Below are 17,746 nucleotides of genomic sequence, written 5' to 3' on the forward strand. Positions count from 1 at the left end.
AGAGTGACAGACTTGAGAACTGTTCTCAAGTACCGTCATCCCCAACCCGCCGGAGGTGCCCGTGATTCCCGACCGCCCGCACGCCCCCGTCCCACCCGCGCTGAGCGTGCTCGTCGCCGTCGACCCCGTGCTGCGTGACGCCGCCGCCGCGAGCCTCACGCTCGGCGCCCCCGACGTCGTCGTCGTGCGGCACGACCTGCTCCCGGACGACGGGGCGCTGCGCCGCGTCGTCGTCGACGCGACCGGCGTCCTGGAGGACGAGACCGTGGCGCTGGAGCACGCGTGCGTCTCGTGCAGCGTGCGCGAGGACGCCGTGCCGGCGCTCGCCCGCCTCGCCGACGACGGCCGCTGGGCCCACCTCGTGCTCGCCCTGCCCGTCACCGCCGAGCCGCTCCCTGTCGCCCGGGCCCTGGCCGCCCAGGCCGAGCCGGGAGGCGCGCTCGAGGACCTGCGGCTCGCCGCGACGGTCGGCGTCGTCGACCTCGACGACCTGGAGGCCGACCTCCTCGGCGACGACCTGGTCGACGAGCGCGGGCTCGCGCTCACCGACGACGACCAGCGGCCCGTCGGCGAGGCCCTCGCGGCCCAGCTCGAACAGGTGGACGTGGTCGTCACGACCGGCGGCTCGGCCACGGGCGGCGGCCTCGTCGACCGGCTGCGCGCGGTCGACAGCCACCGCGTCGACGGCCTGCACGACCTCGACCCGGTCGCGCTCGCCGCCCGCTCGCACGCGCCCGCCGCGGCCGAGCGCCGCGCCCACCCCCTCGGTGCGCGCGGAGCCCGCCGGCGCGCCAAGGACCCCCGCGACCGGAGCTGGAGCCTCCTCCTGCGCAGCGACCGGCCGTTCCACCCGGAGCGGCTGCTGGCCCACGTCGAGGACCTCGGCACCGGGCCGGTCCGCAGCCGCGGCGTCTTCCACGTGCCGAACCGGCCCGACTCCGCGTGCCTGTGGGACGGCGCGGGCGGCGCCCTGTGCGTCGCGGACCTCGGCACGTGGGACGAGGTCGCGGCCGGGCACCCGCCCGTCACCCGCATCCTCGTGGTGGGGGCGGGCGAGCCGCGCGACGCGCGCGGGGTGCACGACCGCATCCTCGACGCCTTCGGCGAGGCCCTGGCCACCGGCGACGAGGTGGCGGACGGCGGGCTGCGCTGGCTGGGGCGCGAGGACGTCCTGGCGCCGTGGCTGGGAACACGGACCGGCTGAGCGCTGTTCCTCCCCGCGCGGGCCACGGCGCCGGTCCACGCGACCGACGGCCGCGAGCGTCATAGGCTCCTCGCGGACCCGCATCCACGACGGACGGGAGACACACGCATGGCCGCACGCGCGCTCGCCGAACGGCTGCGCACCGAGTCCGGTGCGGCGCTGCTGCTCGTGGGCGTGACGCTGCTGGCCCTGGTGTGGGCGAACTCGCCCCTGTCGGGCTGGTACGAGCACCTGTGGGAGCTGCCGATCCACGTCGACGTCGGCGACCTGCGCTTCGACATGGACCTGCACCACTGGGTCAACGACGGCCTCATGGTGCTGTTCTTCTTCGTCGTCGGCCTCGAGGTCCGCCAGGAGCTCGCGATCGGGTCGCTGCGGCAGCGCAGCCAGCGCCTGGTGCCCCTCGTGGCGGGCACGCTCGGCGTCATCGTCCCCGCCCTGGTCTTCCTCGCCGTCGCCGGGCACGCCGACCCCCACGGCTGGGGCGTCGTCGTCGGCACGGACACGGCGTTCCTGCTGGGCGTGCTCGCCCTGGTCGGGCCGGCGATGTCGAGCCAGCTGCGCGTCTTCCTGCTCACGCTGTCCGTGGTGGACGACTTCCTCGCCGTCGGCATCATCGGCGTCGTCTACTCCGAGGACGTGCGGCTCGCCCCGCTCCTCGTGGCCCTCGCCGCGCTCGGCGTCCTGTGGCTGCTGGGCCGCATGCGGGAGTGGCGCAGCTCGCCGTACGTCCTCGTCGTCGTGGTGCTGTGGGGCGCGACCGTGCAGGCGGGCATCCACCCGTCGATCGCGGGGATGCTCGCCGGGCTGCTGGTGCCGGCGGTCGCGACGCGCCGCGACGACGTGCTCCAGGCCAAGAGCCTGTTCCGCGACTACTGGCAGTCGCCCAGCGCCAGCGTGGCGCGCAACGCCCGCGTCGGCCTGGCCCGGTCCATCTCGGTCAACCACCGCCTGCACGACGTGCTGCGCGGGCCCGTGTCCCTCGTCGTCGTGCCGCTGTTCGCGCTGGCCAACGCGGGGATCGACCTGCGGGGCGGCGCGCTCGGCGCGGCGCTCGGGTCGGTGATCACCTGGGGCGTCGTGGCGGGGCTGGTCGTGGGCAAGCTCGTGGGCATCGGGCTCGGCACCTGGGGCGCCGTCCGCGCGGGTCTCGGCCGGCTGCCCGACGGCGTGGGCCCGGGCAGCGTGCTCGGCGGTGCGGCCCTGTCCGGCATCGGGTTCACCGTGTCGCTGCTGGTCGTGGACCTGGCGTTCGACGGCACGCCCGCCGGGCAGGCCGCGACGGTCGGCATCCTCATCGCGATGGTGCTGTCCACCCTGCTGGGGTGGGCGATCTTCACCGTCGCCCGCGTGCGGTACGGCGAGGCGAGCGCGGACCTGCCCGTCACCCTCACCCCCGCCGTCGACCCCGAGCGCGACCACGCGAAGGGCGACCCCGACGCCGCGCACACCGTCGTCGAGTACCTCGACTTCGAGTGCCCGTTCTGCGCCCGCGCGACCGGGATGGGGGCCGAGCTGCGCGAGCACTTCGGCGACCGCGTGCGGTACGTCGTGCGGCACCTGCCGCTGGAGGACGTGCACCCGCACGCCTACCTGGCCGCCGTCGCGGCCGAGGCCGCGCACCGGCAGGGGAAGTTCTGGGAGATGCACGACCGGCTGTTCACGCACCAGTCCCGCCTGGAGCCCGACGACCTGCGCGAGCACGCCGCCGAGATCGGCCTCGACCTCGGGCGCTTCGACGACGACATGAACGACGAGGCCCTGCACGCGCGCGTCCGCGACGACGCGGCGAGCGCGGCCGCCAGCGGTGCGCGCGGCACGCCGACGTTCTTCCTCGACGGCGACCGGCACCGCGGACCGCACGACGCGCGCACGCTCATCGCCGCGCTCGAGGCGAACGAGGACGACCCCGCCCTGCGCCGGCGGTCGTGAGGCGGGTCAGGTGAGGTCGAGCGCCCAGGTCTGGCCGACGAGGTCGTGCCCGAAGCTGTGGTGCGGCTGCTCGTCGACCAGCGCGAACCCGGCCGCCTGGTAGAGGTGCCGGGCGGACGCGAGCACGTCGTTGGTCCACAGCACGACGCGCCGGTAGCCGGCCTCCCGGGCGAATCGCAGGCACTCCTGGACGAGGCGGCCGCCGACTCCGTGGCCGCGCGCCTCCGGCACGACGAGCAGGATGCGCAGCCGCGCCACGCCGTCCTCCTCGTCGGCCGCCAGGAGGATGCAGCCCGCGCGCCGGTCGTCCACCTCAGCGATCCACGCGGCCTCGCGCGCGGGGTCGTGGGCGCTCGCGTAGTCGGCCACGATCCGGGCCACGAGCACCTCGAAGTCCGCGTCCCAGCCGAACTGGCGGTGGTACACCTCGCCGTGGGTCTGCACGATCCACCCGAGGTCCCCCGGCCGGTCCGCGGGCCGGACGACGACGGCATGCCGGACGACCGTCCCGGTCATGGCCCCTCCTCACATCGGGTCGGCGACCCCTCGGCCACCGGACTGAAACGACTGTTTCACTCGTCCGCTAGGGTAGCCCCATGACGCTGCAGGCACCACCCCCCTCCCCTCGCCGCACCGAGCTGCTCGAGGCCGCGTACCGGTACGCGCTGGAGCACGGGCTGACGGACCTCTCGCTGCGCCCCCTCGCGGCGGCGGTCGGGTCGAGCCCGCGGGTGCTGATCCTGCTGTTCGGCAGCAAGGAGGGCCTGCTCCGGGCCGTGCTCGCCCGGGCCCGCGAGGACGAGACCGCCCTCCTCGACCGCCGGGGCGACGGGCGGGGACTCGCCGACGCGGGCCGGCACGTGTGGGAGTGGCTGGCGGACCCGGAGCACCGGCCCCTCCTGCGGCTGTGGGCCGAGTCCTACACCCGGTCGCTCGGCGCGGCCGACGGGCCGTGGCACGGCTTCGCCCGCGGCACTGTGGACGACTGGCTCGCCCTGCTCGCGGCCCACCAGCCCGCCGGCGAGCGGGAGTCGGAGGCCGGCGCCCGCCGCCGCACGGCGATCCTCGCCCTGCTGCGCGGCGCCCTGCTCGACCTGCTCGCCACCGACGACGTCGCGCGTGTCGGCGCCGCCGTCCGGGCCCAGCTGGCGCTGTTCGACGACGCTCCCGCACCGCCCGCCGGCGACGCCCGCGGCGAGGCATGATGGGCCGCATGGGATACCAGAAGCCGTCCGCGACGACCGACGCCGACCTGCCGTTCCTCCGCCGCTGCGTGGAGCTCGCGCGCGAGGCGCTGGACGACGGCGACGAGCCGTTCGGCTCGCTGCTCGTCGACGCGAACGGCGCCGTCGTGTTCGAGGACCGCAACCGCGTGCAGGGCGGCGACCAGACCCGCCATCCCGAGTTCGAGATCGCCCGCTGGGCCGCCGCGCACCTCACGCCCGAGGAGCGGGCGGGCGCCACCGCGTACACGTCGGGCGAGCACTGCGCGATGTGCAGCGCGGCGCACGCCTGGGTCGGTCTCGGCCCCATCGTGTACGCCACCAGCACGGCCCAGCTCACCGCGTGGCTCCAGGAGTGGGGCGTGGCACCCGGGCCGGTGACCCCGCTGCCCGTGGGCGACGTCGCGCCCGGGATCCCCACGCGCGGGCCCGCGCCCGAGCTCGCCGACGAGGTGCGCGACCTGCACGCCCGCCTGCACGGGGCTCACGAGGTGCACGACCCCGCCTGACGGTGTTTGCCTGGGGAACATGAGCGACTCTCCCGACCCCGCCCCCGCCCGCAACCCCTGGACCTGGCGGGTGATCGTGCTCGCCGCGGTCGTGGTGGTCGCCGTCGTCGTCTGGTTGGTCGTGCGGGACGACGGCGGCGACGGCGCGACGGCCGCGTCGCCGCCCCCCACCGCGACCGCGACCCAGGACGCCTCCCCCGACCCCTCCGCCTCGCCCACGACCACCGGCGCCGCGGGCTGCGCCGAGACCGACGAGGGCACGCCGGAGGGCGCCGACACGCACGAGACGGTCGACGTGGACGGCGACGGCGAGGCCGACACCGCATGGCTCACCGGGGGCGCCGACCGCCGGTTCGGGATCACGACGGCGTCCGGCGCCACCTTCTCGGTCGCGGTCGACTCCGCGAGCCCGCAGCGCGCGTCCGCCGTCGTGAACGTCGTGGCGGCGGGCGACGACACCGCGCCGATCGCGCTCGTCGACACGGGCCGCGAGGTGCTGCTGTTCTCCGCCGCCGACTGCGACCTCGCCGCGACGCAGAACCTCGCGGGTGCGCCCTACACCTTCGACAAGGGCTTCACGGGCCAGGGCACGGGGGTCGGCTGCACCGAGGTCGACGGGGCGCTGCACCTCGCCGGCCTGAACGCGACGTCCGCCGACGGCGGCTCCTTCACCGTCGAGCGCACGTTCGTGGACCTGGACGACGGTGCGCTGGCGGCGTCCAACGGCGAGGCGTCGACGGTCGCGGAGGGCGCCGGTGCCGACGACCCCGTGGTCGTCACGGCGCAGGAGACGAGCTGCGGCGAGCTCGCCGTGGGCGAGGACGGGCCGGTCGAGCCGCAGTCCTGAGCCCGTCTTGCGCCCCTGGATGGAGATCCGTCAATATAGACGCATGTCTATGCAACGCCCCGCCCGGCTGTCGTCCCTGGACCGCTGGCTGCCGTGGTGGATCGGGCTGGCGATGGTCGCAGGCCTGCTGCTGGGCCGATTCGTGCCGACGCTGTCGGACCTGCTGGCCTCGATGGAGGTCGGCGGGATCTCGGTGCCGATCGCACTGGGCCTGCTGGTGATGATGTACCCGGTGCTGGCCAAGGTTCGCTACGACAAGGTCACCGCCGTCACCGGAGACAGGAAGCTGCTCGCGAGCTCGCTTCTCCTGAACTGGATCGTGGGCCCGGCGCTGATGTTCGCCCTGGCCTGGACGTTCCTGCCCGACCTGCCCGAGTACCGCACCGGCCTGATCATCGTCGGCCTCGCCCGCTGCATCGCCATGGTCGTCATCTGGAACGACCTCGCGTGCGGGGACCGGGAGACCGCGGCCGTGCTGGTCGCGATCAACTCGGTGTTCCAGGTCGTCGCGTTCTCCCTGCTCGGGTACTTCTACCTGACCGTGCTGCCCGGCTGGCTCGGCCTGGACACCCAGGGCCTCGACATCTCGATCGGGCAGATCGCGCTCAACGTGCTGGTCTTCCTCGGCATCCCGCTCGTGGCCGGCTTCGCCTCCCGCCGGATCGGCGAACGCGCCAAGGGCCGCGACTGGTACGAGGAGACGTTCCTCCCCCGCATCGGCCCGTGGGCCCTCTACGGGCTGCTCTTCACGATCGTGCTGCTCTTCGCGCTGCAGGGCGACGCCGTGACGTCGAACCCGCTGGACGTGGTGCGGATCGCGCTGCCGCTGCTGGTCTACTTCGCCGTCATGTGGGCGGTGGGCATGATCCTCGGCAAGCTGCTGAATCTCGGCTACGCGCGCTCGGCCACGCTGGCGTTCACCGCGGCGGGCAACAACTTCGAGCTTGCGATCGCGGTGGCCATCGGCACGTTCGGCGCCGCCTCCGGGCAGGCTCTGGCCGGCGTCGTCGGGCCGCTCATCGAGGTCCCCGTCCTGGTGGGCCTGGTCTACGTGTCCCTCTGGGTCGCGCGCCGCTGGTTCGGCGTCGACCCTGACGTCGCCGACACCGTCGACGTTCCCCATCGGCTGGACGAGGTGAGGTCATGACCACCACCGACACCGCGAGCGGGTCGAAGCGGGCGAACCTGCCGCTGACCGTGCGCGACCCCGACTGCGGGCCCGGCATCGAGGCCCACGCGATCGGCACCGAGGCCGCCGGCGTCGTCGCTACCACGCTCAAGGCGCTGGCCGAACCGCTGCGGCTGCGCATGCTGTCGTTCCTCGCCACCGCCCCCGGGGGCGAGGCGTGCGTGTGCGACCTGGCCGAGCTGACCGACGTGTCCCAGCCGACCGTGTCGCACCACCTCAAGGTGCTGCGCGACGTCGGGGTGCTCACCTCCGAGCGCCGCGGCACCTGGGTCTGGTACCGCATCACGCCCGGCTACAAGTCCGCGATCAGCACCCTGCTGGAGTCCTTCGCCCCGGCCGCCCTGGACGCCCTCGGCCCGCACCCGCACCTGACCGGGCTCGAGGACGCCGACGCCGCCCTCGACCGGCTCGCCCGCGAGCTCACGGCGGCGCACCCCGACCTGGGTGCCGACGTCGTCCTGCGGACGGTGCGCGAGTCCTACACCGCGCTGGCACGCTCGGCCAAGGTCTCCGCCCACCTCCTGACCCTGACCGAGCGGTTCGCCCGCCAGCGTCTCGCGGACCTGACCCGCGACGCCTCTCGCGCCGATACCGGCGGCACCGCGCACGCCGGTCCGCCCCAGGTGCTGTTCGTGTGCGTCGCGAACGCCGGCCGCTCCCAGCTCGCCGCCGCGCTCGTGCACCACTACGCCGGAGACCGGGTCGTCGTGCGCTCCGCCGGGTCCACGCCGGCCACGGACGTGCACCCGGCCGTGCGGCCCGAGCTCGCCGCCCTCGGCGTCGACGACCCGGAGGCCTTCCCCAAGCCGCTGACCGACGACGCGATCCGCGCCGCGGACGTCGTGATCACCATGGGGTGCGGTGACGTGTGCCCGGTCCTGCCCGGCAAGCGGTACGAGGACTGGCTCGTGGGCGACCCCGCCCTGGCTTCACCTGCGGGCGTCGCCGCCATCCGCGGCGAGCTCGACACCCGCGTCCGCGCCCTGCTCGCCGACCTGCTGCCCGACCTCGACCTGCCCACCCCCTGACCCGACGGAGCCACCATGACCGACACCACCACGAAGCCGTCCGCCCTGTTCGTCTGCGTGCACAACGCCGGCCGCTCCCAGATGGCCGCGGGCTACCTGCGCGCTCTGTCCGGCGGCGCCGTCGAGGTGCGATCGGCCGGCTCCATGCCCGCCGACCGCATCAACCCCGTCGCCGTCGAGGCCATGGCCGAGGCCGGCATCGACATCACCGCCGAGCAGCCCAAGGTGCTCACGACCGACGCCGTCCAGGCGTCCGACGTCGTGATCACCATGGGCTGCGGCGACGCCTGCCCGATCTTCCCCGGCAAGCGGTACGAGGACTGGGAGCTCGACGACCCCGCCGGCCAGGGCATCGAGGCCGTCCGCCCCATCCGCGACGAGATCCGGCGCCGGGTGCTCGGGCTGCTCGCGTCCCTGGGCGTCGACCCCGTCGCCCACTGACCCCGCTGCCGCCGTCAGGCGTCCTCGCCGTCGCCGGATCGGCCGTGCGCGACGCCGGAGGCGAAGCCGACTCCGGCCGGCGCGCCGACGCCCAGCGTGACGAGCTGCGGCTCCGCCGGGGCGGTGCCGCAGCACGACCCGGCCGACGACTCGCCGTCGGCCGCCAGCGCCAGGTCGCTGGAGCAGACGCCGGTGGCGGGCAGGTCCAGCTCGACGGCGTCGGCGGCGGCCCGGTCGCCGGCCAGCGCGGCGGCGACGGAGCGCACCTGCTCGTACCCGGTGGCCAGGAGGAACGTCGGGGCCCGGCCGTAGGACTTCATGCCGACCAGGTAGAACCCGTCGTCGGGGTGGCGCAGCACCGCCTCGCCGTGCGGCGGCACCGTGCCGCAGGAGTGCTGGTTCGGGTCGATGAGCGGCGCGAGCGCGCTCGGGGCCTCGACGACGGGGTCGAGGTCGAGGCGCACCTCGCGCAGCATGCCCAGGTCGGGCCGGAAGCCGGTCGCGTCGACGATCGCGTGCACCTCGAGGGCCAGGGGCTCGTCCTTTGCGGTGCCGAGCACCTGCACGGCGTCGGCCCCGGGGACCAGCTGCTCGATCGACACCCGGGTCAGCAGGCGCAGCCGCCCGGCGTCGACGGCCTCGCGCAGCCGGGTGCCGAGGAGCCCGCGGGCGGGCAGCTCGTCGTCGGCGCCGCCGCCGAACAGACGGCGCGCGGAGCCGCCGCGGATCGCCCACGTGACGGTCGTACCGGGCTCCGACTCGGAGAGCTCCACGAGGCTCAGCAGGGTGTTCGCCGCGGAGTGGCCCATCCCGACGACCAGCGCGTGCCGCCCGGCGAAGCGGGCGCGGTCGGCGCCCAGGACGTCGGGCAGCGGCCCGGTGACGAACGGCGCGGCGTCGGCCTCGCCGGCCGCGGGCAGGCCGCTGACGCCGAGCGGGTTCGACGTCGAGAAGGTGCCGGAGGCGTCGACGACGGCGCGGGCCAGGACGTCGGCGACGCGGCCCGTGGCGTCCACGGTCCGCACCCGGTAGCCGCGGCGCTCACGGCCGAGCGAGCGGGTCTTGTCCGCCCCGTCCCGGGCGACGGCGAGCACGCGCGTGCCGGTGCGCAGCCGGGACGCGATCTGCGAGGTCGCGGCCAGCGGGGCGAGGTAGCCCTCGACGAGCTCGCCGCCGGTCGGCAGGGCGTCGGGGTCGGGCGAGGTCCACCCGGTGGGCTCCAGGAGCCGCCGGGCCGCGGCGTCGACGTCGTACCGCCACGGCGAGAAGAGCCGCACGTGCCCCCACGAGGCGACGGCCGCGCCGGCGCTCTCGCCGGACTCCAGCACCAGGGGTTCGAGGCCGCGCTCCAGCAGGTGCGCCGCCGCCGCCAGGCCCACCGGGCCCGCGCCGATCACGACCACCGGGAGCTCGCTCCGCACCGTCTCGACCATCTCGCACTCCCTCGTATCGATGAACTTCGATGACTGAACGGGGACAACGTATCCACATTCTTCGATGCGTGGCAAGATGGAGGCATGACGACGATCGACCTGCCGCTGACGCCCGTGTCCACCGACGGCGGCTGCTGCGGCACGGCCGCTCCCCCGGTGGACGTCGCCGAGGCGCGCGACCTCGCCCGCACGTTCAAGGCGCTCGCCGACCCGACGCGCGTGCAGCTGCTGTCGATCGTGACCGCCCACGAGGGCCACGAGGCGTGCGTCTGCGACCTCACCGAGCCGGTCGGCCTGGCGCAGCCGACCGTCAGCCACCACCTCAAGATCCTCGTCGAGGCGGGCCTGCTCGAGCGCGAGCAGCGCGGGCGCTGGGCGTACTACCGCGCGGTGCCGGGCGCCGTCGCGGGCCTCGCCGGCTCGCTCTCCGCGCTCACGCCGACGCCCGCGACGGCCTCCGCGTGAGGAACAGGACCGGGATCAGCAGCAGCGACAGGACGCCGCCGCCGAGGGCCAGCGTGGCGTAGCTCGATCCGGCCATCACGACCCCTGACATCGCACCCCCGCCGGCTCCGGCGAGCGCGATGAGCACGTCGACCGTGCCCTGGGTGCGGGCCCGGGTGGCGGGCGTCGTCGCGTCGACGATGAGCGCCGTGCCCGCGATGAGGCCGAAGTTCCACCCCAGCCCGAGCAGCGCGAGCGACAGCACGAGCAGTGCCATCGAGTCACCCGGCGCCACGGCTCCGGTGATCCCCGCGAGCAGCAGGGTCACGCCCGACGCGACCGCCATCGGCAACCGCCCGACCTTGTCGACAAGCACTCCCGTGACCAGCGACGGCAGGAACATCGCGGCCACGTGGATGCCGATGACGAGGCCGACGTCGCTCAGGTCGTGGCCGTGACCGCGCATGTGCACGGGAGTCATCGTCATGATCGCGACCATCGCGATCTGCGTCAGCACCATCACCGTGGCACCGACGACGACGCCGGCGGGCACGCGCCGCGCGGGGCGCGGCGACGCGTCGTCCGCCCGCGCCGACGCGGCGACGTCCGCGCGCGCCAGCGCCTTCGCGACGAGGAACGGGTCGGGCCGCAGGAAGGCGAACAGCGTGCCGCCGGCGGCGAGGAACGCGACGGCCGCGAGGAGGAACGGTCCGGCGAGCGCGGGCAGCCCCAGCGACGTCGCCAGCCCGCCCAGCGGCTCCACGAGGTTCGGCCCCGCCACCGCACCGAGCGTCGTGGACACCATCGCGACGCTCGCCGCCGTCGCGCGGCGGTCGGGGGCGGCGAGGTCCGTGCCCGCGTACCGGGCCTGGAGGTTGGTGGACGTGCCCGCGCCGTAGACGAACAGCGACACCAGCAGCAGCGGGACGGCGCCGAGGGCCGCCGCCACGACCACGCCGACCGCGCCCAGACCGCCGGCCGCGAAGCCCAGCCCCAGGCCGACGCGGCGGCCGGCGCGCTGGGTGATCCGCCCGACGAGGAAGGCCGCCAGCGCCGAACCGAGCGTGAACAGCATCGTGGGCACCCCGGCGAGGCGGTCCGTGCCCAGCATGTCCTGCGCGAGCAGCGCCCCGACCGTGACGCCCGCCGCCAGCCCCGCGCCACCGAGCACCTGGCTCGCGACGACGACGGTCAGCGTGCGGCGCTGCAGGGTCGCCACCGCCTGCGGCGTCAGGGGGTCCGGGCTCACGGTCGCGAACCTATCCCGCCGTGGTCCCCGACACACCGCCGTGACGTCCGCGCGGTACGTTCTGGCCGATGGTCACAGAGCGCGACGACGCCCCCAGCGGTCACCCCGACCTGCCGGTCGCGGCGCTGACCGGGCTCGACGCCGACCAGGACGCGGTGTACCGACACCTCCTGGACCAGCCCGGCAGCACGGCCGCCGACCTGCTCCCGGCCGGCGCCGACCCGCGGCGCGCCGCCGCCGTCACCGAGGTGCTCGACCGGCTCGTCACGCTGCGACTGGCGGTCACGGACCGCGACCAGGACGGGGCCGCCATCCGGTACCGGACCACCTCCCCCACGCTCGCCCTCGCCCCGCTGCTCGACGCACGGCGGGCCGCCCTGCGGGAGGTCGAGGAGGCCGTCGCCGAGCTGACGGACCGGCACCGCGCCGCCCAGTCGCGCACCGGGGGCGGTCCTGTCGAGGTGGTGATGGGCCAGGCGGCGATCCGGCGGCGCCTGCTCACGATGCAGCATGAAGCCCGGGACCAGATCCGCACGATGATGCCGCTGCCGAGCCGGACGACTGTCATCTCCTTCGCCGACAACTTCGACGAGGCCGAGCGCGCCGCGATGGAGCGGGGTGTCGTCATCCGCACCGTCCTCGACGTCCGCTGGCTCGACGACCCGGGGTCGCTGCGCGCGCTCAGCGGGTTCGCCGAGCTCGGACAGCACCTTCAGGTCGCGGACGGCGTGCCGATCAAGCTCGTCCTCGCCGACGACGACCTGGCGCTGCTGCCCCTGGACCCGGTCCGGGACGAGACGGAGGAGCCGGTGTCGCTGGTGGTGCACCGCAGCGGGCTGCTCACCGCGCTGAGCACCCTGTTCGAGCAGTCGTTCCGGGGCGGCTGGCAGCTCGGTGCCCCGCGCGGCGGCGCCACGGACGACGAGGGCGACTCGCGCCCGGACGCCGTGGACCATCGCATCCTCGCGCTGCTGCGCGTCGGGCTGACGGACGCCGCCATCGCGCACCGTCTCGGCATGGGGCATCGCACCGTCCAGCGACGTCTCCAGACCCTCATGGCGTCGACCGGCGCTTCGACGCGGTTCCAGCTCGGCTGGCGCGCCGCCGAGGCCGGCTGGCTGGATCACGACCCCCCGGCCTGACGGCGGCTTTGCGCCGTGGCGCATTGACGCCCGGCCCGGGTCCTTGCCCAGGTCAGCAGCCCGGGCGAACCTTCTCGGCATCGAGCGTGAGGGACCGCCTCACGGACGGAACGGGAGGGTACCGGTGACGACACGACGAGCACGACGCATCCTCGCTGCAGGCCTCGCCACGGCGACTACCAGCGCCGTGGTGCTGGCCGCGCCCGCGTGGGGCGACGACCCGACGCCGGCGGTCACCGCCGGCGCGGTGGCGGTGACGCCGGCGACGACGCAGGGGCTGGACGACGCACCCCGCACGGGGACGCCGCGGCAGGCGGCCCTGGCCTACATGGCCGACCACGAGGACGTGTACGACGTCCCCGCCGAGGACCTCGAGGTGGTCCGCACCACGACCGACGGCGGCCAGACCGCGGTGCGCCTCCAGCAGCAGCACGAGGGAGTGCCGGTGTTCGGCGCGCAGTACGCCGTGCAGACGGAGGCGGTCACGACGGCGCGCTCGGCGGCGCCGGTCCAGGACGTCGCCTCGGCGACGGGCACGCTCTACACGGAACTCACGGTGTCGACCTCGCCCACCGTGAGCGAGGACACCGCCGAGGCCCGCCTCGCGACCCTGGACTCCACGCTGCGGCGCGTCGTGGACGCGGAGGTGGCGCACGGCGGGCTGGTCGTGCTCCCCGACGCGGCCGGCGGGTCCCTGACCTGGCACTTCACGGTGCGCGGGGCCCTGCCGGACGGCAGCCCGGTGCGCCAGGAGGTCTACGTCGACGCACACGTGGGCGGCATCGTGCTGTCCTACAACAACGTGGACGCCGCCGACGCCGACCCGGTCGCGGCGACCGGCACGCGGGTGGACGGCTCGACGGTGCCGCTCCAGGCGAACCGCGAGGCCGACGGCACGTACACGCTGGTCGACTCCACGCGGCCGATGTTCGAGGCCGCGGGCGGCCAGATCCGCACGTACGACGCCCAGCGCGCGCCGTACACGGATCTCTCGGGCGGTCCCGTGCCCGCGTCGGTGCCCCTCGTCGCGTCAGACACCGACGTCTTCGACGGAACCGCCACGACGTCGGGGGCCGTCGACGCGCACGTCAACGCCGGCAAGGTGTACGAGTACCTGGCGGAGCAGCTGGGCCGCGACGGCATCGACGGCAAGGGCGGCACCGTCCACTCCGTCGTCAACGTGTCGCGCAACGGCGCCGACTACGCCAACGCTTTCTGGGACGGCTCCAAGATGGTCTACGGCCACATGGACGGCGTGCCGCTGTCGGTGGGGCTCGACGTGGTCGGCCACGAGATGACCCACGGCGTCACCGAGCACTCAGCCGGGCTCGTGTACCTCAACCAGTCGGGCGCGCTCAACGAGGCGATCTCGGACTACTTCGGCAATGCCATGGAGACCGCCGACAAGGGCATCGCGATGGACGACCCGACCTCGGGCCTCCTGGGCGAGTACCTGTGCAACGGGGAGGGCACGCTCGAGGACTGCGCCCTGCGCGACCTCAACGACGGGCGCACCACCCTGGACGACTACCAGATGATCACGCTCGACGTCGACAACGGCGGGGTGCACTACAACTCGACCATCGTGGGCGGGGCGCTCTGGGACCTGCGCAAGGCGATCGACCCGCAGCTCGCGGACCAGATCGTGTACCGGACGGCGCAGAACTACCTCACCCCGCTGTCCGGGTTCACGGCCATGCGCGACGCCGTCACCCTGGCGGCCGAGTCCCTCGACGTGTCCGGCGACGTGCTCGACGCGATCGCCGCGGCGTTCGACGCCCACGGCATCTCGGCCGGCTGGGAGCAGCGGGCCGGCACCCAGGACGGCACCGTCCTCGCGGCGCAGGTGATCCCGGCGTACGAGCTGTACGGCGGCGTCGACCAGGAGGCCGCGCAGATCTCCGGCGATACGTACGTCATCAGCCACGGCGACGCGATCGCCTGGGACCAGGGCGCGAACAAGTTCGGCCTCACCGTGGGGCGGTTCAGCAAGCAGAACGGCAACAGCGGGCACGAGGTCGCCCAGGACGGCGCGTACCTGCTCGACCCGTCCGTCGACTCGCGCCAGGTGGTCTTCACGCGGATCACGGCCGACGGGGTCGGGATCTACGGCGTCGGCGACAAGGGCCAGGGCGCGATCAAGCGCGTGGTCGACGAGCCGGGCGCGGACGAGACCGAGGCAGTGACCGACGACGGCACGCTGGCCTGGCTGCGCACCACGCCGGACGGCGAGACGGACGTCCTGGTGCGGACCGCCGGCGGCACCACGACCAACCTCACCCCTGAGGCGGGGACGGTCGCGAGCACCCTGACCATGCGGCAGGGCACGGTGGCGTGGGTCGGCGACGACGGCACGTGGGTCTACGTGCACGACCTCGCGGCGGGCCAGACGCAGAAGAAGCGCATCACCGGCTATCTCTTCGGCATGGTCTCGGACATCCAGCTCACGTCCGACCGGGTGTTCTTCAGCGAGGACCAGAACTTCCTCCTGCCGTCGACCAGCTTCTCGTCGGCGCCGCTCGCCGACCTGTCGCAGGCAGCGAAGCTGCGGATGGCCGGCGCGACGTTCCTGGCGCAGTTCTCCGTGACCGACTCGTACTTCGCCTACTCGACGTACGACCTCTGGGGCGCCCTCGGGGCCTGGTCGACGGCCCCGAAGGTGAAGGTCGCCCCGACGGCCGACGTCGTCGCGGGCACCGCCACCTGGGGCGCGGTGACCTGCTCCACCGGGGCGCAGCTGGCACCGGCCCTCGGCGACGGGCAGCGGGCCGTGTGGCTCGACACGTCCGCGGCCGACACGGACGTCGTCACCCGCGGCACCTTTGCGGGGACCTGCGCCTGACGCCGGCGCGACGCCGGGGTGGGACCGTCGGGGGGGCGGTCCCATCCCGGCGTCGTCATGTCAGGGAGCGGACCAGGGCGGGCAGGCGCGCCCGGTCGGGCCAGGCCACCCCGAGCCGCCGCGTGGTGCGCGGCTCCAGCGGCACGTACACCGGGTCGGCGGCGTCGGGCCGCTCGGGCCGGGGCAGCACGGCCACGCCCATCCCCGCGGCGACGAGGCCGCGGATCGTGTCGACCTCGCTGGACTCGAACGCGACCTCCACCTCGACCCCGGCGGCGCCGAGCATGCCCTCGACGACGCCGCGCAGCTCGGTCGTGCGGGAGAAGGCGACGAACCGCTCCCCCGCCAGCTCGCCGACGCCCACGCCCGTGCGCCCCGCCAGCCGGTGACCGGGCGGGACGGCGACGCACAGCACCTGCTCGTGCAGCAGCCGCCAGCCCGTGGTGCGGGCGGGCGGCGGGGGCGTGACGAGCGCGAGGTCGAGCACGTCGTCGTCGAGCCAGCCGAACAGGTCCTGCGCGAACCCCTGGCGCAGCTCGAAGCGGCGGTCCGGGTCGTCACGACGCAGCTCGGTCACGACGCGCGGCACCAGCCACCGCGCCACGGACTGGAGGAAGCCGAGGCGCACCGTGCGCGCGCCGAGCGCCTCCTGGCGCACGTGCCGGCGCGCCACCTCGATCTCGTCGAGCACCCGCGCGGCGTCGCCGCGGAAGCTCACGCCGGCCCGGTTGAGCGCGATCCGGCGCCCGTGCCGGCGGAACAGCTCGACGCCGAGCCCCGCCTCCAGCCGGGCGAGCGTGCGCGAGACCGTCGACTGGTCCACGCGCAGCAGCGCCGCCGTGTCGCGCGTGCTCTCCGTCTCGCACAGCGACAGGAACACCCGCAGGGTCTGCTCGTCCACGTCACCTCCCGTGACTCACGTCCCGTGATCTGATGCGATTCTGTCATCACGACCAGCGTCAGGATCATTTGGCGCATCGGAACGGCGGGCGCATCGTGGACCGGTGACCACCGCCCCGCCCGCGCCGACCGCTCCGACGTCGACGCCCACCACCGCACCCCTGGAGGGCCACCGCCCCGGGTCGCGGGCGTACCGCCGCACCCTGCTGGGGCTCGCCGCGGGCGGGCTCGCGAACTTCTCCCTGCTCTACTACGTGCAGCCGCTGCTGCCGCAGGTCGCCGCCCACTACGAGGTCTCGGCGGGCGCGTCGGCCCAGGTGCTGTCGGTGACGACGGCGGCGATGGCGGTCGCCCTGCTCGCGGTCGGCCCCGTCGCGGACCGGTTCGGGCGGGCCGAGGTGATGCGCTGGTCGCTGCTCGCCTCGGGCGTGCTGGGGCTCGCGAGCGCCTTCGCCCCCACCTGGGGCAGCCTGCTGGTGCTGCGCGGCCTCGCCGGCGTGGCGCTGGCCGGCCTGCCCGCCGTCGCGCTCGCCTACCTGCGCGAGGAGATGCACCCCGGCGCGCACGCCCGCGCCAACGCCGCCTACATCGCGGGCACGGCGGTGGGCGGCGCCGTCGGCCGGCTCGTGCCCGGCCCGCTCGCCGCGCTCGGCGGGTGGCCGCTGGCCACCGAGGTGCTGAGCGTCACGACGCTCCTCGCCGCCGTCGCCCTGTGGGCGCTCGTGCCGCGCTCGGCGCGATTCACGCCGCGCCCGCTGCGGCTCGGCAGCGTGCTGACGGGGACGGCGTCGGCTTTCCGCGACCCGGTCGTGGCGCTGCTGTGCGCCGTCGGCTTCGCGAGCATGGGGACGTTCGTCGGCGTCTACAACGCGGTCGCGTTCCGGCTGGAGGCGCCGCCGTTCTCCCTCGGGCACGCGGTGACGCTCGTGTACCTGGCGTACCCGGTCGGCATCGTCACGCCGTCCGTCGCAGAGCTCCTGGCCCGACGGCGCGGGCGCGGCCCGGCCGTCGTCGCCGGCCTCGTGCTGCTCGCCGTCGGGGTCGCGGTGACCGTGCCGCCCTCCGTCGTGGCCGTCGTCGCCGGGCTGGGGATCCTCACGGTCGGCTTCTTCTGCGCGCACTCGCTGGTCAGCGGCTGGGCCGTGGACCGGGCGCACCGCCAGGGCCGTGGCACCGCCCAGGCGTCGAGCGCGTACCTCTTCGCGTACTACGTGGGCAGCGCCGTCATGGGTGCGGTCGCGACGCACGTCTGGGAGGACGCCGGCTGGGCGGGGGTGGTCGGGCTGGCGACCGTCACCACCGCCGTCGCCGTCACCGCCGCCGCCGTCGCCGCGCGCCTCGACCGGCGCCCTACGCTGTGACC

The 17,746-nt window shown here is 74.9% G+C and carries 16 protein-coding genes; 12 read left to right on the plus strand and 4 right to left on the minus strand.

The window, feature by feature from the left end; translation table 11 throughout:
• Positions 1-61: 61 nt before the first annotated feature.
• Both ACFQ8Y_RS01615 and nhaA read left to right on the plus strand, forming a co-directional pair.
• Positions 62-1,204, plus strand: a complete 1,143-nt coding sequence (locus ACFQ8Y_RS01615; protein ID WP_430584389.1) for a GTP-binding protein — start codon at positions 62-64, stop codon at positions 1,202-1,204.
• A gap of 108 nt (positions 1,205-1,312) precedes the next feature.
• Entirely contained in the window at positions 1,313-3,136 is a 1,824-nt protein-coding gene (nhaA, locus tag ACFQ8Y_RS01620) for a Na+/H+ antiporter NhaA (RefSeq protein WP_430584390.1), read from the plus strand.
• 6 nt (positions 3,137-3,142) lie between these two features.
• On the opposite strand, the gene ACFQ8Y_RS01625 is transcribed toward nhaA, so the two are convergent.
• Complete coding sequence (locus ACFQ8Y_RS01625; protein ID WP_430584391.1) at positions 3,143-3,652, minus strand: GNAT family N-acetyltransferase; 510 nt, start codon at positions 3,650-3,652, stop codon at positions 3,143-3,145.
• An 80-nt stretch (positions 3,653-3,732) separates the two neighbouring features.
• On the opposite strand from ACFQ8Y_RS01625, the gene ACFQ8Y_RS01630 reads away from it, so the two are divergent.
• Genes ACFQ8Y_RS01630 through ACFQ8Y_RS01655 form a run of 6 tightly spaced genes read left to right on the plus strand, consistent with a single transcriptional unit; the run spans position 3,733 to position 8,373 of the window.
• Positions 3,733-4,341, plus strand: a complete 609-nt coding sequence (locus ACFQ8Y_RS01630) for a TetR/AcrR family transcriptional regulator (protein WP_430584392.1) — start codon at positions 3,733-3,735, stop codon at positions 4,339-4,341.
• Positions 4,342-4,349: 8 nt separating this feature from the next.
• Entirely contained in the window at positions 4,350-4,868 is a 519-nt protein-coding gene (locus tag ACFQ8Y_RS01635; protein ID WP_430584393.1) for a nucleoside deaminase, read from the plus strand.
• A 19-nt stretch (positions 4,869-4,887) separates the two neighbouring features.
• The gene (locus tag ACFQ8Y_RS01640; protein ID WP_430584394.1) at positions 4,888-5,715 is read left to right on the plus strand and encodes a hypothetical protein; all 828 of its coding nucleotides are present in this window, start codon (positions 4,888-4,890) and stop codon (positions 5,713-5,715) included.
• 43 nt (positions 5,716-5,758) lie between these two features.
• Complete coding sequence (arsB, locus tag ACFQ8Y_RS01645; protein WP_430584395.1) at positions 5,759-6,862, plus strand: ACR3 family arsenite efflux transporter; 1,104 nt, start codon at positions 5,759-5,761, stop codon at positions 6,860-6,862.
• The gene (locus ACFQ8Y_RS01650) at positions 6,859-7,932 is read left to right on the plus strand and encodes a metalloregulator ArsR/SmtB family transcription factor (RefSeq protein ID WP_430584396.1); all 1,074 of its coding nucleotides are present in this window, start codon (positions 6,859-6,861) and stop codon (positions 7,930-7,932) included. The genes arsB and ACFQ8Y_RS01650 overlap by 4 nt, the downstream gene beginning before the upstream one ends.
• 15 nt (positions 7,933-7,947) lie before the next feature.
• Positions 7,948-8,373: an arsenate reductase ArsC gene (locus ACFQ8Y_RS01655; RefSeq protein WP_430584397.1), complete on the plus strand. Its 426-nt coding sequence runs from the start codon at positions 7,948-7,950 to the stop codon at positions 8,371-8,373.
• A 14-nt stretch (positions 8,374-8,387) separates the two neighbouring features.
• On the opposite strand, the gene ACFQ8Y_RS01660 is transcribed toward ACFQ8Y_RS01655, so the two are convergent.
• Positions 8,388-9,806, minus strand: a complete 1,419-nt coding sequence (locus ACFQ8Y_RS01660) for an FAD-dependent oxidoreductase (RefSeq protein WP_430584398.1) — start codon at positions 9,804-9,806, stop codon at positions 8,388-8,390.
• An 84-nt stretch (positions 9,807-9,890) separates the two neighbouring features.
• Here ACFQ8Y_RS01660 and ACFQ8Y_RS01665 point away from each other — a divergent pair, with 84 nt between their 5' ends.
• Positions 9,891-10,271 (plus strand): ArsR/SmtB family transcription factor, encoded by a 381-nt coding sequence (locus tag ACFQ8Y_RS01665; protein WP_430549303.1) that lies wholly within the window; start codon positions 9,891-9,893, stop codon positions 10,269-10,271.
• On the opposite strand, the gene ACFQ8Y_RS01670 is transcribed toward ACFQ8Y_RS01665, so the two are convergent.
• Positions 10,240-11,499: an MFS transporter gene (locus ACFQ8Y_RS01670; RefSeq protein WP_430584399.1), complete on the minus strand. Its 1,260-nt coding sequence runs from the start codon at positions 11,497-11,499 to the stop codon at positions 10,240-10,242. The genes ACFQ8Y_RS01665 and ACFQ8Y_RS01670 overlap by 32 nt on opposite strands.
• A gap of 68 nt (positions 11,500-11,567) precedes the next feature.
• Here ACFQ8Y_RS01670 and ACFQ8Y_RS01675 point away from each other — a divergent pair, with 68 nt between their 5' ends.
• Both ACFQ8Y_RS01675 and ACFQ8Y_RS01680 read left to right on the plus strand, forming a co-directional pair.
• The gene (locus ACFQ8Y_RS01675) at positions 11,568-12,641 is read left to right on the plus strand and encodes a hypothetical protein (protein ID WP_430584543.1); all 1,074 of its coding nucleotides are present in this window, start codon (positions 11,568-11,570) and stop codon (positions 12,639-12,641) included.
• Positions 12,642-12,765: 124 nt separating this feature from the next.
• Positions 12,766-15,483, plus strand: coding sequence for a M4 family metallopeptidase (locus tag ACFQ8Y_RS01680; protein WP_430584400.1), 2,718 nt, complete (start codon positions 12,766-12,768; stop codon positions 15,481-15,483).
• 55 nt (positions 15,484-15,538) lie between these two features.
• Here ACFQ8Y_RS01680 and ACFQ8Y_RS01685 read toward each other — a convergent pair whose 3' ends face one another.
• The gene (locus tag ACFQ8Y_RS01685) at positions 15,539-16,384 is read right to left on the minus strand and encodes a LysR substrate-binding domain-containing protein (protein ID WP_430584401.1); all 846 of its coding nucleotides are present in this window, start codon (positions 16,382-16,384) and stop codon (positions 15,539-15,541) included.
• Between the two features lie 103 nt (positions 16,385-16,487).
• Here ACFQ8Y_RS01685 and ACFQ8Y_RS01690 point away from each other — a divergent pair, with 103 nt between their 5' ends.
• Positions 16,488-17,744, plus strand: a complete 1,257-nt coding sequence (locus ACFQ8Y_RS01690; protein ID WP_430584402.1) for an MFS transporter — start codon at positions 16,488-16,490, stop codon at positions 17,742-17,744.
• Positions 17,745-17,746: the final 2 nt, after the last annotated feature.

Origin of the sequence: Isoptericola sp. NPDC056605 (genome assembly GCF_042792795.1) — a bacterium.
Lineage (GTDB): Bacteria > Actinomycetota > Actinomycetes > Actinomycetales > Cellulomonadaceae > Isoptericola.

Bases quoted from the DNA above. Each gene is read 5' to 3' on its own strand.
- nhaA (WP_430584390.1), top strand. From the start codon at position 1,313: ATGGCCGCACGCGCGCTCGCCGAACGGCTGCGCACCGAGTCCGGTGCG.
- ACFQ8Y_RS01625 (WP_430584391.1), bottom strand. From the start codon at position 3,652: ATGACCGGGACGGTCGTCCGGCATGCCGTCGTCGTCCGGCCCGCGGAC.
- ACFQ8Y_RS01630 (WP_430584392.1), top strand. From the start codon at position 3,733: ATGACGCTGCAGGCACCACCCCCCTCCCCTCGCCGCACCGAGCTGCTC.
- ACFQ8Y_RS01635 (WP_430584393.1), top strand. From the start codon at position 4,350: ATGGGATACCAGAAGCCGTCCGCGACGACCGACGCCGACCTGCCGTTC.
- ACFQ8Y_RS01640 (WP_430584394.1), top strand. From the start codon at position 4,888: ATGAGCGACTCTCCCGACCCCGCCCCCGCCCGCAACCCCTGGACCTGG.
- arsB (WP_430584395.1), top strand. From the start codon at position 5,759: ATGTCTATGCAACGCCCCGCCCGGCTGTCGTCCCTGGACCGCTGGCTG.
- ACFQ8Y_RS01650 (WP_430584396.1), top strand. From the start codon at position 6,859: ATGACCACCACCGACACCGCGAGCGGGTCGAAGCGGGCGAACCTGCCG.
- ACFQ8Y_RS01655 (WP_430584397.1), top strand. From the start codon at position 7,948: ATGACCGACACCACCACGAAGCCGTCCGCCCTGTTCGTCTGCGTGCAC.
- ACFQ8Y_RS01660 (WP_430584398.1), bottom strand. From the start codon at position 9,806: ATGGTCGAGACGGTGCGGAGCGAGCTCCCGGTGGTCGTGATCGGCGCG.
- ACFQ8Y_RS01665 (WP_430549303.1), top strand. From the start codon at position 9,891: ATGACGACGATCGACCTGCCGCTGACGCCCGTGTCCACCGACGGCGGC.
- ACFQ8Y_RS01675 (WP_430584543.1), top strand. From the start codon at position 11,568: ATGGTCACAGAGCGCGACGACGCCCCCAGCGGTCACCCCGACCTGCCG.